Source organism: Actinoalloteichus sp. AHMU CJ021, assembly GCF_002895405.1.
Classification (GTDB): domain Bacteria; phylum Actinomycetota; class Actinomycetes; order Mycobacteriales; family Pseudonocardiaceae; genus Actinoalloteichus_B; species Actinoalloteichus_B caeruleus.
In genome coordinates this window covers 2,268,417-2,283,976 of sequence record NZ_CP025990.1, presented here as the reverse complement: position 1 = coordinate 2,283,976, position 15,560 = coordinate 2,268,417, and the positions used below count along the sequence as shown (strand labels likewise).

The window sequence follows — 15,560 nt, the reverse complement described above, 5'->3', positions numbered from 1 at the left end:
GTTTTCCCACTTCCACGCCCGCCCCCGCCGTTCCGGTGAGCTCGCCGCCGCGCTCCGGACGGAGCCGTCCACGGTGAGCCGACGGGTCGCCGCGCACGTGCGGGAGGGGCCGCCGCGCGGTGCACCGGGGCCGGCCGATCGCCGAGCGCGCCCGCTCGCCGTCCGGGGGAACGGCGACGGTCCGCTCCAGGAGCGGTGCCGATCCCGACGCCGACTCCACGGCCGTGTCCTCGACGGCGGGGGCGTGGCGGACGGCGAGGCGCTGACCCCCCAGCCCGCCAGGCCGAACACGGCCTGTGCCGAACGATTACCAACTCGTACCACCGAGCTCGCCGACGAGCGGGCCGGTCCACTCAGGGGAAGTGAATGAGCAACAGCATGGCGGCACGGGACACCGGTCCCCGCGCCGACGGGGGACTGACCCATCGGCAGGTACTCACCATCATCAGCGGCCTGCTCGCCGGCATGTTCCTCTCCGCGCTCGACCAGACGATCGTCTCCTCGGCGATGCGGGTCATCGCCGACGAACTGCACGGGCAGACCGCGCAGGCCTGGGCGACCACCGCCTACCTGATCACCGCGACGATCTCGACGCCGCTCTACGGCAAGCTGTCCGACATCTACGGCCGGAAGCCGATGTACCTGACGGCCATCACGGTCTTCGTCGTCGGCTCGGCCCTGTGCGGCGTCGCGGCCTCCATCTACCAGCTCGCGGCCTTCCGCGCGGTCCAGGGCCTCGGCGCCGGCGGGCTGATGTCGCTGGCGCTCACCATCGTCGCGGACATCGTCAGCCCCCGGCAGCGGGGCCGGTACCAGGGCTACTTCATGGCCGTCTTCGGCGTGTCGAGCGTGCTGGGGCCGGTGCTCGGGGGATTCTTCGCCGATCTGGACGACCTGGCCGGGGTGGCCGGCTGGCGCTGGGTCTTCCTCGTGAACGTGCCCGTGGGCGTGGTCGCCTTCCTCATCGTCGCCAAGGTGCTCAACATCCCGCACCACCCGGTGCGGCACCGCGTGGACTACTGGGGAGCGGCCGCGCTCGTCGTGGGCCTCGTCCCCCTGCTGACGGTGGCGGAACAGGGCAGGGAGTGGGGCTGGAGCTCACCGCTGTCGCTGCTGATGTTCGCGGTCGGCACCGTCGGGCTGGTGGCCTTCGTGCTGGTGGAGCGGCGGATGGGGGACGAGGCGCTGCTGCCCCCTCGGCTCTTCCGATCCGGGACGTTCCGGCTCGCCAACGTGCTCAACTTCGTGGTCGGCCTCGGGATGTTCGGCGGGATGATGTCGGTCCCGCTCTACCTCCAGATCGTGAAGGGGCTCAGCCCGACCGAGGCCGGGCTCATGATGTTGCCCACCACCTTCGGGATCATGGTCGCGACCGGGGTCGTCGGCCAACTCATCGCCAGGACCGGACGGCTGAAGGTCTTCCCGATCCTCGGTACCGGGCTGCTCACCCTGTCGTACCTGTTGTTCTCGCAGGTGACGGTGGACACGCCGCTCTGGCAGATCGGTCTGGTCATGGTCGTCCTCGGCGGCGGGCTCGGCCAGTGCATGCAGACGCTGACCCTCTACGTGCAGAACGACGCCCCGCCGAGAGACTCCGGGGCGGCGACGGCCTCGGCGAACTTCTTCCGCCAGAACGGGGGGACCGTCGGAGTCGCGGTGTTCCTCTCCGTCCTGTTCTCCGTCGTGGGGGACCGGATCACGTCCGCTTTCGAGTCGGCCGCGCGGACACCCGAGTTCCAGCGCGCCCTGACCGACCCCGCCGTACAGGCGGACCCCGCGAACGAGCGGTTCCTGGCGTCGCTGGAAGGAGCTGGCGGCGGGTCCGCTGGCCTCGACCTGAACGACACCTCGTTCCTGAACGGGCTGGACCCGAGGTTGGCGCGGCCGGTGTTGGAGGGATTCGCGAGCGCGGTCGGCACGGTCTTCCTGATCGGACTCGGCGTGGTGGCCTTGGCCTTCGCCCTGTCCTGGTTCCTCCGGGACGTGCACCTGTCCGACCGTTCGAACCTCGAGCAGCTCGCGGCGGAGCGCGCGGCGGCCCAGGCCGAGGGTGCGCCGGAACCGAGCGCTCGGTCGGAGGAGGGAACCGCTCGGGGGGCGGAACCTTCGACGACCAGCCAGGTCTGATCGTGTTCGGAGGCAGGGTGGCGCGGGCCCGGCGGGCCGGTGACCACCCTGCCTCAACCCCACCTGGCGGTGGGCGCGGACCCGCTCAGTGGTCCGAGGTCCTCAGCCGCTCGTAGGACCGCTTGATCTCGGCCTCGGCCTCGGCCCGGCCGACCCACATGGCGCCCTCGACGCTCTTCCCCGGCTCCAACTCCTTGTAGACGGTGAAGAAGTGCTGGATCTCCAGCTTGTAGAACTCGGCGAGGTGGTGGATGTCCCGCAGGTGCTCGGAACGGGGGTCGTCGGCGGGGACGCACAGGACCTTGTCGTCGCCGCCCTTCTCGTCCCGCATCCGGAACATCCCGATGGCACGGGACCGGATCAGGCAGCCGGGGAAGGTCGGTTCCTGCACCAGCACCATCGCGTCGAGCGGGTCGCCGTCCTCACCCAGCGTGTTGTCCACGAAGCCGTAGTCGGCCGGGTACTGGGTCGCGGTGAACAAGGTCCGGTCGAGACGGATCCGACCCGTCTCGTGGTCCATCTCGTACTTGTTCCGCTCCCCCTTGGGAATCTCGATCGTGACGTCGAACTCCACTCGGATCCTCGCTTGTTCTGTGTGGGTGCGGCGCGCCGACCGCACCGTGCGTCCTGCTGGTGCCCGCGTCCTAGTCTGGAGCGCGAACTTCGTCGAAGCCGCGTCCGAGCCGCCGTCGCGGATGTCACTCCAGTCCCGTGTTGCCCGAATGACTGCCAAGGAGCTCCGAGTGTCCGGAACCGGACAACCACCGGTGGGTGCGCCCAGGCCACCGGACGACCGGCCGACAGGCCGGACCGACGGTGCGCAGGACCGCTCACGGGACCGCTTTCCGGACGGCACCGTACCCCGTGGCCCAGCGGAACAGCAGCCTGTGTCGGCCTCACCACGGTTGGAGGGCCAGGTTCCGTGGCCATCCTCACAGTCCGGTCCCCCCGGGCAACCGCCTCCCCCCGGCGCTCCACCGCGTACTCCACCCGGCGGGCAGCCCCAGCCGGGGCAACCGCCCATGCGCGGTGTGCTGCCCGTGAACGAGCGCGACGCGGCGGGGGAGCAGCACCCCGGGCCTGGCGGGCGCCCAGGGGGGCCACCCGCGCGTCCGGCGGGTGCCGCCGGCGCGGGGCCGGCCGCGACCTCGCTCTCCGGCTCGCTGCCGTTGGACGGTCCGCCTGCCGGTGACCGGCCGACGGCCGCGCTCCCCACGCCGCCGCCCCCCGCGCGCCCGCCCTCCGATCGCGGGCCGAACCCGGCCCCACGCCCGCTGGGCGGCCGGCCCGCCCGCGGCCTCGGGCGCGCGGGTCGGGGGCGCGCCCGGCCGGACCGCCGCCAGGCCGCCGGCGGCGCCCGAGGCACCCGGGGACCCCGCCCGCCGGGATGCCGTCGCACCGGCCGGGCCCGCCACCCACGTCCACGGCTCCGCCCACCCCGGCCAACCCGGACGCGCTGCCGACGGTGCGCACCCGGGTGCCCACGCCAGCCCACGGCCTCCCCACCCCCGGGGGACCAGACCCCCTCGGCCGGCCCACCGCCGCGCCCGACGGCGACGCCGCCACCGGCCGGGGCGGCACCACGTTCATGCGGCCCGACCCCGGCCCGTCGGCGGCCTCGTCCTCGAGCGAGGAGACCGGGGATACCCCCCAGGCCCCGGTCGCCACGGCCCCCGAGGGCGTGGAGCGGGCGGAGGAGTCCGGGGGGAGCCCCCCTCCGGGAGGTCCGCCGACGGAGCCCCCGGAGGACGAGGAGGAGAGGCCGGCGCCGAAGGGGCGAGGCCGCCTGCTGGCCATCGGAGCCCTGGCCCTCGTGGTCGCGGTCGGCACGGTGACGGCGTTCACGGTCGAGCCGGTCGGACGGTTCCTCGGTCTGCGTGGGCCCGAGGTGGCCCCCGGCCCACCCGCCCCCCCGGCGGTGGAGCCGGATCCGGTGCTGCGCGCGCTCGACCTGGGCGCGAGCGGCCCTTCCGCGGAGGGGCTGACGGCGCGGCTCGACCAGGTCGGCGCATCCCCGGCGTTGGGCAACCTGAGCGGGGTCGTCCTCGACCCCGCCAGCGGTGAGACCCTGTGGGCTCTCGACGAGGCCGTCCCACGCACACCGGCGTCCACCACGAAGCTGCTCACCGCGGCGGCGATCCTGCTCACCGTCGAGCACGACACCACTCTGGAGACGCGGGTCGTCCAGGGGGAGGAGCCGGGGACCCTGGTGCTGGTCGGCGGCGGCGATCCGACGCTGTCGGTCCTCCCCCGTGACACACCGACCTACAACTACCCCGACGCCGCCCGGCTGGACGACCTCGTGGAGCAGGTCCAGGCGGCCACGTCGGAGCCGGTCGAACGCATCGTGGTGGACGCGAGCCGGTACACCGGTGAGCGGCTCGCCCCGGGCGTGGGCGAGTCGGACGTCCCGGGCGGGCACATCGCGCCCGTCGAGCCGGTGATGCTCGACGTCGACCGGCAGGACCCCCTCCTCGCGACCACCCCGCGTTCCTCGGAGCCGGCGCTCGCCGTCGGGCGGGCGCTCGGTGAGCGGCTGGGCGTGCCTCCCGACGCGGTGGCGGTCAGTCGGGAGCCGGTGGCGGGAGAGGGAGCGACCGTTCTCGGCGAGGTCTCCTCACCCAGCATCGAGCGGATGGTCGAGTCGATGGTGTTGACCTCCGACAACACCCTCGCCGAAACCCTCGCCAGGGAACTCGCCATCGCCACCGGGCACGAACCGAGCTTCGCCGGAGCCACCACCGCCATCCTGGAGGTCCTCGCCGAGCACGGGCTCGACGTCTCCACGGTCGCCCTCTCCGACGCGAGCGGGATGTCCACCGAGAACGACATCTCCCCGGCCGTGCTGGCCGAGCTGCTCGCCGAGGCCGTCGGGCCGGACCGCCCGGACGAGGTCGCCATGATGCTGCGCCCGATGTTGCCCGGCCTGCCCGTCGCGGGTGCCAGCGGAACCCTGGGTGGCAGGTACATCGACAACGCGCGGGAGGGCCGCGGCTGGGTGCAGGCCAAGACGGGCACCCTGACCGGGGTGAGCACGTTGGCGGGCATCGTCACCGACGTCGAGGGCAAGCTCCTCGTCTTCGCGCTGATGTCAGACGGGGCGAACACCCTGGAGGCGAGGGCCGCCCTCGACGAGATGGCCGCGGCCATCCGCACCTGCGGCTGTCGCTGAACGGGGCGGGCGGGGCCGGGAAAGGGCGCACGGTCGGTGAGGGCCCCGGCACCGCTCGCGGTCACCTGCCCGGGGTGCCCTCCGGTAGCGTCTGGGGTGTGGACGCCAAGTCAGTGGCAACCGTGCCCGCGCGGGTCGACCGGACGGGCCCCATCGCCTGGGACGTCGCCAGGTCCACCGCGGTACGCCTCGTCGGCCGAGGGCCGCAGGTGCCGATGGAGGACGCACTCCGCGCCGTTTCGGGGCTCCGCGAACTGAGCGGGGAGGCGGAGGGCCACGTCAGGGAGCTCACCGGGCTCGGGCACGACCTCCCCCTGCGGGAGGGGCTGGTGCTCGACCGCCCGGGGTGGGCGTCCTCCGCGGTGGAGGGCATGGCGGCCCTGGTCGACCGGGCCATGCCCGCTCGGCGGAACGCGGGATTGATCGCCGCGCTGGCCTCGAAGGCGGCCGGCGTCCAGGCCGGAGCGGTGCTCGCCTACCTCGGTGGGCGGGTGTTGGGCCAGTACGACCCGTTCGGCGGCGACGACGGGCAGGGGCGGCTCCTGCTCATCGCGCCCAACATCGTCGGGGTCCAACGTGCGCTGCGGGTGCCGCCGGCCGACTTCCAGATGTGGGTGTGCCTGCACGAGGCGACGCACCGGCTGCAGTTCACCGCCGTCCCGTGGCTGCGCGACCACTTCGCCACCGAGGTGGGAACCCTGCTCGGGTCGATGGACGAGACCGTCGTCGGAGCGCTTGACCGGCTACCCGAGCTGGTGCGGGCCCTCCGCAACCGGCGGTCGTCCGACGGCGGCGAGCCGCCCGCCCTCGTCGAGCTGCTCCAGTCACCGGCCCAGCGCGCCCACCTGGACCGGCTGCTGGCCCTGGGCACCCTCCTCGAAGGGCACGCCGACCACGTCATGGACGCCGTCGGACCCAGGGTGGTGCCCTCCGTGCGGCGCATCCGGGCGCGGTTCACGGTGCGCCGGCGAGGCGGCGGACTGCTCGACCGTGCCCTGCGGGTCCTGCTGGGAGTGGATGCCAAGGTGCGCCAGTACGCCGAGGGAGCCGCCTTCACCAGGCACGTCGTCCGGCGGGCCGGCATGGACGGGTTCAACGCGGTCTGGACCTCACCGGAGACCCTGCCGACCCGCGCCGAGATCTCCGAGCCGGCGGCCTGGCTCCGTCGCGTGCACGGCTGAACGGCCACGCGGCGACGGCGTCGTGACGTGAACGATGAGTGACCGAACCCCCGCCGTGTCCCGCACGCGGGTCGCGGTCCGGGCCCTGCTGGACACCGCGACGAGTGGGGGGCACCTCGAACCAGGCTGCCTCGACGTGGCCTGCTCGGGTGGCGCCGACTCCCTGGCCCTGGCGGCCGCGGCCGTGTACGAGGGGCATCGTCGCGGCCTGCTGGTGCGGGGCGTCGTCGTGGACCACGGCCTCCAGCCAGGTTCGCGCGAGGTGGCCGAACGGGCGGCCGAACAGCTGGTCGGCCTCGGCGTGGACGAGACCCTCGTCCTCCGACCGGAGGTGGCCGGGGGAGGAGGGGTCGAGGCCGCTGCCCGCCGTGCCCGGTACCAGGCCCTGCGGGGGGCGCTGCGTGATCCACGCCAGCTCGTCCTCCTCGGCCACACCCTCGACGATCAGGCGGAAACCGTCCTCCTCGGGCTGGGGCGCGGCTCCGGTCCCCGGTCGATCTCGGGTATGCGCGCCCTCGACCCGCCCTGGGGGCGCCCGTTGCTGGGCTGCTCCCGCGCCGTGACCGCGCGGGCGTGCCGCGAGCTCGGACTGGAACCCTGGACCGACCCGCACAACAGCGACCCGAGGTTCACCAGGGTGCGGCTCCGCCGTGAGGTGCTCCCCCTCTTGGAGGAGGTGCTCCAGGGGGGTGTCGCCGAGGCACTGTGCAGGACGTCCGCGCAGCTCAGGGAGGACGGGGCCGCGCTTGACCAGTGGGCCGACGAAGTGCTCTCCCGAGCCGGGAGTGACCAAGGACACGGTGCGCTGGAGGTCCGGGCCGTCGAGGGCGCGCCGGTCGCGGTGCGGCGCAGGGTGCTGCGCGGGTGGCTGATCTCCCACGGGGCTCGTGAGCTCACTGACCTGCACCTGCGCGCTGTAGATGATCTTGTCGGGCGCTGGCGCGGGCAGGGCGGGGTGTGGCTACCGGGAGGGTTGGTCGTCGAGCGCGCGCATGGCAGGCTTCAGGTCGGTCGCCCGGCGGGGTGAGCCTCGGCGACGCGGCCTGGCGACCACCCACGACTGGACCTGATTCCCAAGGGGATGCCCTCCGTGTACGACGGCGACATCGCATCGGTACTCGTCTCTGAAGAGCAGATCAAGGACAAGGTCACCGAGCTGGCCGGTCGGCTGGCCGAGGACTACCCGGCCGGGTCGAGATCGACCGACCTGCTCCTCGTCGGCGTGCTCAAGGGCGCCGTCATGTTCATGACCGACCTGGCCAGGGCCCTGCCGGTGCCCACCCAGCTGGAGTTCATGGCGGTCAGCTCCTACGGCTCCTCCACCTCCTCCTCGGGAGTGGTGCGCATCCTCAAGGACCTCGACCGGGACATCGCCGGCCGGGACGTGGTCATCGTCGAGGACATCATCGACTCGGGGCTCACCCTGTCCTGGCTGCTCAAGAACCTGAGCACGCGGGGCCCGGCGTCCATCGAGGTCTGCACCCTGCTCCGCAAGCCCGACGCCGTGCAGGTGGACCTGCCGGTGCGCTACGTGGGCTTCGACATCCCCAACGAGTTCGTGGTCGGCTACGGCCTCGACTACGCGGAGCGTTACCGCGACCTGCCCTACATCGGTTCGTTGGAGCCGAGGGTGTACTCCAGCTGACCGGCAGGACGGCCCGTTCGGCGGTAGGCGACCACCCCGAGTGAGGTGACCCGCCTCACCGCGAGATGCGGGGTGGTTCCCCTCCAGGGGGGAACTTTCCCGAGGGGCGTTCCGTTGGACCCCACGTCAGGCGCCGTGCGAGGACAGCACGGCGGTGCCGGCCAGCCGGTGCCTGTACGTACGGACCGCCGCTCGGGCCGGGTGGTACCACTCCGGGGGTGGAGGCCGCCGTGGGCGGTACGCTGGTCCGAACGGGGAGCCATTGCCCGGGCGGCGCCCAAGTTCCGCCCGACACGCACGCCAGGGAGGGTCGAGGCCGGAAGACGGCCGTAGCCGAATGGACCGTAAGCGCCTGCTCCGCAACCCATTCATCTGGATCCTGCTGATCCTGCTGTTGATCGTGGGGTACAACGTCCTGTCGGACGACACCCGTGGCTACCACGAGGTGCCGACGTCGCAGGCGCTTGAGCAGATCGCCAACGGCAACGTCCGGACCGCCCAGGTGGAGGACAAGGAGCAGCGGCTCCGACTCACCCTGAACTCCCCGGTCGAGGGCAACGAGCAGATCATCACGCAGTACCCGGCGGGTGGCACCGAGCAGATCGTCGACGCGCTGCGGGGCGCCTCGGGCATCGACGAGTGGGACACCACCGTCAACCAGGACAGCCTGTTCACCCAGCTGCTGATCTACATGGTCCCGCTGGTCCTGCTGCTCCTCCTGCTGCTGTGGATGATGAACAACGCCCAGGGTGGCGGCAACCGCGTCCTGAACTTCGGCAAGTCCAAGGCCAAGCAGCTGAACAAGGACATGCCCAAGACGACCTTCTCCGACGTCGCCGGTGCGCAGGAGGCCGTGGAGGAGCTCTACGAGATCAAGGACTTCCTCCAGTCGCCCGGCCGCTACCAGGCGCTGGGAGCGAAGATCCCGAAGGGCGTCCTGCTCTACGGACCGCCGGGAACCGGGAAGACGCTGCTGGCCAGGGCGGTCGCCGGTGAGGCCGGTGTTCCCTTCTACTCGATCTCCGGATCCGACTTCGTCGAGATGTTCGTCGGCGTCGGGGCGTCCCGGGTGCGTGACCTGTTCGAGCAGGCCAAGCAGAACGCACCCTGCATCATCTTCGTCGACGAGATCGACGCGGTCGGCCGCCAGCGCGGCGCCGGGCTCGGTGGCGGGCACGACGAGCGGGAGCAGACGCTGAACCAGCTGCTCGTCGAGATGGACGGCTTCGACTCCCGGGGCGGCATCATCCTGATCGCCGCCACCAACCGTCCCGACATCCTGGACCCCGCGCTGCTGCGCCCCGGTCGTTTCGACCGGCAGATCCCGGTGGCCGCCCCCGACCTGGCGGGGCGGAAGGCGATCCTCCGGGTGCATTCCAAGGGGAAGCCGCTGGCGCAGGACGCCGACCTCGAATCCCTGGCCAAGCGGACCGTCGGCATGTCCGGCGCGGACCTGGCCAACGTCATCAACGAGGCCGCCCTGCTCACCGCCCGGCAGCAGGGGCAGTTGATCACCTCCGCCGCGTTGGAGGAGTCCGTCGACCGCGTCATCGGCGGGCCCGCCCGCCGCAGCCGCGTCGTCTCCGACAAGGAACGCAAGATCGTCGCCTACCACGAGGGCGGGCACGCGCTCGCCGCGTGGGCGATGCCCGACCTGGAACCCGTCTACAAGCTGACCATCCTGCCGCGAGGCCGAACCGGAGGGCACGCGTTGGTCGTGCCCGAGGACGACAAGGACCTCATGACGCGGTCGGAGATGATCGGGCGGCTGGTGTTCGCCCTGGGCGGGCGGTCGGCCGAGGAGTTGGTCTTCCACGAGCCCACGACGGGTGCGTCCTCCGACATCGACCAGGCGACGAAGATCGCCAGGGCGATGGTGACCGAGTACGGCATGAGCCACCGGTTGGGCGCGGTGAAGTACGGCAAGGACGAGGGCGACCCCTTCGTCGGCCGCACGATGGGAACGCAGCCCAACTACTCCCTCGAGGTCGCGCACGAGATCGACGAGGAGGTGCGCAAGCTCATCGAGGCCGCGCACACCGAGGCCTGGGAGATTCTCAACACCTACCGCGACGTGCTCGACGACCTCGTGCTGGAGCTGTTGGAGAAGGAAACGCTGCAACGGCGTGACCTGGAACGCATCTTCTCCCGGGTGGAGAAGCGGCCGAGGATCACCGCCTTCAACGACTTCGGTCACCGCACCCCCTCCGACAAGCCGCCCATCAAGAGCCCGGCCGAGTTGGCGAAGGAGCGCGGCGAGCCGTGGCCCCCGGTGCCGGCCGTGGAAGCGGCTCCGGAGCGACCGGCCGCTCCCGAGCAGGGCGCGGGCGCCGTCGAGGAGCCGAGCCAGCAGCAGCCGGACCAGCCGGCCGAGGGGCAGCCGGACCAGGGGCCAACGCAGCAGGCGCCACCCCAGCAGGCGCCGTGGCCGGGAGGCCAGGCCGCGCCGCAACCGGCGGTGCACCCAAACCACCAGGCGACACGCCCCATCCCCAAACCCGCCGGTGGTAGCCGCTCCGGCCCGCCGAACTACGGCGCGCCCCCCGGGTGGACGCCGGCGACCTCGCCGTGGACGCCGCAGTCCTCCGGGTGGACCCCCTCCTGGGAGCGCGGGACGAACCCGAACTGGGAGCAGCAGCCGTCCACCTCTCCGGAGGGCGAGAGCGGTGGGGTGGCGCGGGAACCCGCCGCCGGCGAACCCTCCGGGGCCGAGAAGCCCGACGAGGGCGGCACGGCACCGGACACCGGCGACGAGGGCACGCGGCGGTTCAGCCGTGACGAGTTGCCGGGGCAGCAGGGGCCCAGCGCGGGATCGGGTCAGCAGGAGCAGCCCGACGACCCTCGGCGCGGGACGAGGAACGACCAGGAGGACGGTGATGGTCGCTGACCTCCGGAGAGGGCAGCGGTGACCGGCACCTTCGAGGACCTGGACGGTGACCTGGTCGCCCCCACGACCGGTCCCGGCCGGTTCGACCAGGCACGTGCCCAGGCGGCGATCCGCGAGCTGCTGATCGCCTGTGGCGAGGACCCGGACCGCGAGGGCCTGGTGGAGACACCGGCCCGGGTGGCCCGGGCCTACCGGGAGATGTTCGCCGGGTTGCACACCGACCCGGACACGGTGTTGTCCAAGACGTTCGACGAGAGCCACGAGGAACTGGTGCTCGTCCGGGACATCCCGATGTTCAGCAACTGCGAGCACCACCTGCTCCCCTTCCACGGGGTGGCCCACGTCGGGTACATCCCCAACGAGCGGGGGCAGGTGACCGGTCTGTCGAAGCTGGCCAGGCTCGTCGACCTCTACTCGCGGCGCCCCCAGGTCCAGGAACGGTTGACCTCACAGGTCGCCGACGCCCTCGTCCGACGGCTCGCCCCGCGTGGCGTGATCGTGGTGATCGAGGCGGAGCACCTGTGCATGACCGTTCGCGGGGTGCGCAAGCCCGGGGCCAGGACGACGACCTCGGCCGTTCGGGGCCTGCTCAGGACCTCGGCCTCGTCCCGCGCCGAGGCGCTGAACCTGATGCGCTCGGGCTGAGGGGAGGGCAACGCTCCGCACCGGTGCGCGCACCGTGCGGGCACGGCCAGAATGGCGGCAGGTCGGACATCGAGCTGAGGAGCGATCCGCCGTGTTAGTACAGGAGACGCACCACGTTCCACGGGTGCTGCCGATGCCGGGCCGCTGTGCCGTGATGGGCGTGCTGAACGTGACGCCTGACTCCTTCTCCGACGGTGGCCGCTACCTCGACCAGGCGCAGGCGATCCACCACGGGGTGGAGATGCACCGCCAGGGAGCCGACATCATCGACATCGGCGGCGAGTCCACCAGGCCAGGGTCGTCCCGCGTCGACGCGGACGTGGAGATCGCCAGGGTCGTACCGGTGATCAGGGAACTGGCGGCTCTGGGCGTCACCCTGAGCATCGACACGTCCAGGGCGACGGTCGCCGAGGCCGCGCTCGCCGCCGGCGCGGCCGTCGTCAACGACGTCTCCGGTGGGTTGGCCGACCCCGGGATGGCCAGGGTGGTCGCCGAGGCGGGAGCCCCCTGGATCCTCATGCACTGGCGGGGCCACAGCAAGGGCATGAACAGCCTGGCCCGCTACGAGGACGTGGTCTCCGACGTGCGTGCCGAGCTCCTCACCCGGGTCGACGAGGCCGTGGCGGCCGGCGTGGCCCCCGAGTCCCTGGTGCTCGACCCGGGCCTGGGGTTCGCCAAGAACGCCGAGCACAACTGGGCACTGCTCAACCGGCTCGACGCCCTGCTGGAACTCGGGTTCCCGGTGCTGGTGGGCGCCTCGCGGAAGCGGTTCCTGGGAGCCGCGCTCGCCGACCCGGACGGGACCCCCCGCCCCCCCGCCGGCCGCGAGGTGGCCACCGCGACGGTGTCTGCCCTGTCGGCCGCGGCCGGGGCGTGGGGCGTGCGGGTGCACGACGTCGTCGGTTCGCTCGACGCCATCACCGTGGAGCGGGCCTGGCGTGCCGGGGGTGCGCGGTGACCGATCGCATCAGGGTGACGGGGGTCCGGGCGCGGGGACACCACGGGGTCTTCGAGCACGAGCGGCGCGACGGGCAGGACTTCGTCGTCGACCTGACCGTGTGGGTGGACCTCTCCGGCGCGGCGGCCACCGATGATCTCCGCGACACGCTCGACTACGGCGCGCTGGCGGAGCGGATCGTCGCCGTCGTCGGCGGCCCCCCGAGGAACCTGATCGAGGGGGTGGCCGCCCAGATCGCCGACGAGGTGATGGCCGACCGGCGGGTCCACGCCGTCGAAGCCACCGTCCACAAGCCCTCGGCGCCGATCGCGGTGCCGTTCGACGACGTCGCCGTGACCGTCCGCAGGTCGAGGCGCGGCGGCCGGGGAGCCTAGTGACCAGGGCGGTGCTCTCGCTGGGCTCGAACCTCGGCGACCGCTTCGCGCACCTCCGGTCCGCGGTGACCGGGCTCGGCGCGGCCGTGGTCGCCGTGTCCCCCGTCTACGAGACGGCCCCGTGGGGAGTGACCGACCAGCCGGACTTCCTCAACGCCGTGGTCGTGGTCGACGACGCCGGGGTGGACGCGTGGGGCTGGTTGTACCGGGCTCGGGAGCTGGAGGAGGCCGCTGGGCGGGAGCGCACCGTCCGGTGGGGCCCGCGCACCTTGGACGTGGACGTGGTGACCGTCGACGGTGTCCGGTCGGAGGACCCGGAGCTGGTGTTGCCCCACCCCGGCACCCCGGGTCGGGCGTCGGTGCTGGTGCCGTGGTTCGACGTCCAACCGGAGGCGGTCCTGCCCGGGCACGGACCCGTGCGGGAACTGCTGCGGAGCGTGTCCAGGGCGGGGGTCGCGGTCCGCTCGGACCTGGATCTGCGCGGAGCGGCCGGGCGTTGAGAGACTGGGGCCGTGCGACGACCAGGATGAAGGAGGCGGGCGGATGAGATTCACCAGGGCCCGCGACCTGCTGGCCGTGGGACTGGGCAGCCTGCTCGTTGTCTACCTGCTGCTCACCCTCTTCTACTCGTCGCTGCCCCGCCTGCCGACCTTCGCCGGTGCCACCCTGGTGCTCATCGGTGCGGTGGAGGCCGTCCTGGGCTTCTCGATCCGCGTCCGGGTGCGTGAGCGGGACCGGCGAGGCGCCGTTCCCCGGGAACTCGCCCTGTTCGCGGCGCGTGCGGTGGCCCTGGCGAAGGCGTCCTCGCTGCTGGGTGTGATCATGCTCGGGGCGTGGTTGGCCGTGTTGCTGTACGTCTCACCGCACCGGGGCGACTTCGACGCCGCGGCTGGGGACCAGGTGACGTCGCTGATCGGCATCGCCTGCGCGGTACTGCTCGCGGCGGCCGCCCTCTGGCTGGAGCACTGCTGCCGAGCGCCGGAAGACCCCGACTCCGACGAGGACCGGAACAACCATGACGACTAGGCGCGTACCGCCGTGCGGCCGGAGGCAGGACGCTGCCCCCGTTCCCGCCGGCACGAACCCCCCGTCGGCGGGTCCTCCCGCTCGTCCGAGGTCGTGGGAGCGGCCCCCTGCCACAGGTCTCGGTTCGATTACCGACCGGTACCGTGTGGCGTTATGAGCGGCCTCTCTGGCTCGGATGACGAGCGGAACCGTGTCGGCCGTGGTCCCGTTCTCTGGATCGGCGGTTGTGCGCTGGCCCTCGGTGCCACGGTGCTGCTGCTGCTCAGCGACGACGCCCGCCTCCTGCGGTTGGGCATCGTCGCGGGACTGTGGGCCGCGCTGTTCGGTGCCTTCGCCGCCGCCCGGTACCGGCGGGAGGCTGCCGAGCGGGCGGACCAGTCCGAGGAACTGCGGCGGGTCTACGAGCTGGAGCTGGAACGTGAGGTAGCCGCGCGTCGTGAGTACGAACTCGACCTGGAAGCGGAGACCCGCCGGCAGGTCGAGGACGAGCTGCGAGCGGAGTCCCAGGAACAGCTGGCCGGTCTCCAGCGGGAGCTGGAGACGCTGCGCCGCGGCCTGGAGTCCCTGCTGGGCGGGGACGTCCTCGTCGAACGGGTGGCGCTCCGCGCCGAGTCCACCAGGGTGCGTTCCCTGTCCGACCAGGGCGGGCGGGTGATCTCCTCGGGTGAGCAGGAGAACCCTCCCGTGCGCGCGCTGGCCGTCGGTGCGCGGACGGTCGATGACGCCGCCGAGGTCGAGCCCGATCCCGAGGCCCGCCAGGGGAACCCGCCTCCCGCTCCCGCCGACCGGACCCAGGTGATCGGGGGTGCTCCGACGGGTCGTCCTCCCGCGCCGGGCAGGCCGGCGCGTGGCGGCCCGGCACCCGCCGGACACCCGAACGACCAGGGCCCGCCGCCCCCGAACCCGGACCACCCCCGGGGCGGAGCGCCCGGGCCGCGTCGGCCCCAGCCGGCACCCAGCTCCCCCCGAGGGGAACCCCCCGTCCCCGCCGAACAGCGTCAGCCACCCGCCGGCCCGGATCCGGCTACCACCCGCGTCCCCCATCCCGCCCGGCCACTCGAGCCCGGGGAGGACCCCCGGTCCGCCGCCGGTGGCCCGCCGCGCCCACCCGGCCGACCAGGAGGGCGGGGACCAGCGCCGCGCCCGCCGGCGGAGCCGGAGACGGTGGCCCGCCCCGCCCCTCGGCGTGCCCCGCAGGGCAAACAGCGGCAACAGCGGCAACAGCGGGAGGAGGCCACCCGGCAGCTCCCCCGCCCGCAGCGGCCGCGCCGGGCGCAGCCGCCGGCGCCCCCGAAGGCGCAGCCGGTCGCCGCCGCGGCGGAGGCGGAGGCAGTCGAGGACACCCCGGCCTGGGAGGCGGTGGACGCCTGGCAGCCCGACGTCGCCGAGGAGACGACCCCGGGACCGAGGGAGAGTGCGAGCGAACCGCCCGCCGAGCCGGAGGACGCGGGAGCGCACGCCTCGGGCCGGTCGGTCAGCGAGCTGCTGGCCGCCTACGGGGAGGACAAACCGCGCCGCCGCCGTCGGCGCGGGAACTGACCACGG

Annotated in this window: 13 protein-coding genes; 12 read left to right on the top strand and 1 reads right to left on the bottom strand. The window is 73.0% G+C overall.

Annotated elements, in window-relative coordinates:
• Window positions 1-366: 366 nt before the first annotated feature.
• Complete coding sequence (locus tag C1701_RS09515; RefSeq protein WP_051313481.1) at window positions 367-2,127, top strand: DHA2 family efflux MFS transporter permease subunit; 1,761 nt, start codon at window positions 367-369, stop codon at window positions 2,125-2,127.
• A gap of 85 nt (window positions 2,128-2,212) precedes the next feature.
• On the opposite strand, the gene C1701_RS09510 is transcribed toward C1701_RS09515, so the two are convergent.
• Entirely contained in the window at window positions 2,213-2,701 is a 489-nt protein-coding gene (locus C1701_RS09510) for an inorganic diphosphatase (RefSeq protein WP_026417624.1), read from the bottom strand.
• Between the two features lie 903 nt (window positions 2,702-3,604).
• Here C1701_RS09510 and dacB point away from each other — a divergent pair.
• The 11 genes from dacB to C1701_RS09455 all read left to right on the top strand — a co-directional run bounded on the left by dacB (window position 3,605) and on the right by C1701_RS09455 (window position 15,554).
• Window positions 3,605-5,299, top strand: coding sequence for a D-alanyl-D-alanine carboxypeptidase/D-alanyl-D-alanine endopeptidase (dacB, locus tag C1701_RS09505; protein ID WP_156038589.1), 1,695 nt, complete (start codon window positions 3,605-3,607; stop codon window positions 5,297-5,299).
• 98 nt (window positions 5,300-5,397) lie between these two features.
• Window positions 5,398-6,480, top strand: coding sequence for a zinc-dependent metalloprotease (locus C1701_RS09500; protein ID WP_245588696.1), 1,083 nt, complete (start codon window positions 5,398-5,400; stop codon window positions 6,478-6,480).
• A gap of 34 nt (window positions 6,481-6,514) precedes the next feature.
• Window positions 6,515-7,507, top strand: coding sequence for a tRNA lysidine(34) synthetase TilS (gene tilS / locus C1701_RS09495; RefSeq protein WP_103055825.1), 993 nt, complete (start codon window positions 6,515-6,517; stop codon window positions 7,505-7,507).
• Window positions 7,508-7,570: 63 nt separating this feature from the next.
• Entirely contained in the window at window positions 7,571-8,125 is a 555-nt protein-coding gene (gene hpt / locus C1701_RS09490; protein ID WP_026417620.1) for a hypoxanthine phosphoribosyltransferase, read from the top strand.
• A gap of 337 nt (window positions 8,126-8,462) precedes the next feature.
• Window positions 8,463-11,012, top strand: coding sequence for an ATP-dependent zinc metalloprotease FtsH (ftsH, locus tag C1701_RS09485; protein WP_026417619.1), 2,550 nt, complete (start codon window positions 8,463-8,465; stop codon window positions 11,010-11,012).
• An 18-nt stretch (window positions 11,013-11,030) separates the two neighbouring features.
• Entirely contained in the window at window positions 11,031-11,657 is a 627-nt protein-coding gene (gene folE, locus C1701_RS09480) for a GTP cyclohydrolase I FolE (protein WP_026417618.1), read from the top strand.
• Window positions 11,658-11,790: 133 nt separating this feature from the next.
• Entirely contained in the window at window positions 11,791-12,615 is an 825-nt protein-coding gene (gene folP, locus C1701_RS09475; protein ID WP_035291504.1) for a dihydropteroate synthase, read from the top strand.
• Window positions 12,612-12,989, top strand: a complete 378-nt coding sequence (gene folB / locus C1701_RS09470) for a dihydroneopterin aldolase (protein ID WP_103055824.1) — start codon at window positions 12,612-12,614, stop codon at window positions 12,987-12,989. The genes folP and folB overlap by 4 nt, the downstream gene beginning before the upstream one ends.
• Window positions 12,989-13,489 carry a 2-amino-4-hydroxy-6-hydroxymethyldihydropteridine diphosphokinase gene (gene folK / locus C1701_RS09465; RefSeq protein WP_103055823.1) on the top strand — a complete coding sequence of 167 codons (501 nt, stop codon included), beginning with the start codon at window positions 12,989-12,991 and terminating at the stop codon, window positions 13,487-13,489. The genes folB and folK overlap by 1 nt, the downstream gene beginning before the upstream one ends.
• Window positions 13,490-13,532: 43 nt before the next feature.
• Window positions 13,533-14,015, top strand: coding sequence for a DUF3180 domain-containing protein (locus tag C1701_RS09460; RefSeq protein ID WP_030106754.1), 483 nt, complete (start codon window positions 13,533-13,535; stop codon window positions 14,013-14,015).
• A gap of 153 nt (window positions 14,016-14,168) precedes the next feature.
• A complete protein-coding gene (locus C1701_RS09455; RefSeq protein WP_103055822.1) occupies window positions 14,169-15,554 on the top strand; it encodes a DUF6779 domain-containing protein in 1,386 nt (461 codons plus the stop codon).
• The last annotated feature ends 6 nt before the right edge of the window (window positions 15,555-15,560 follow it).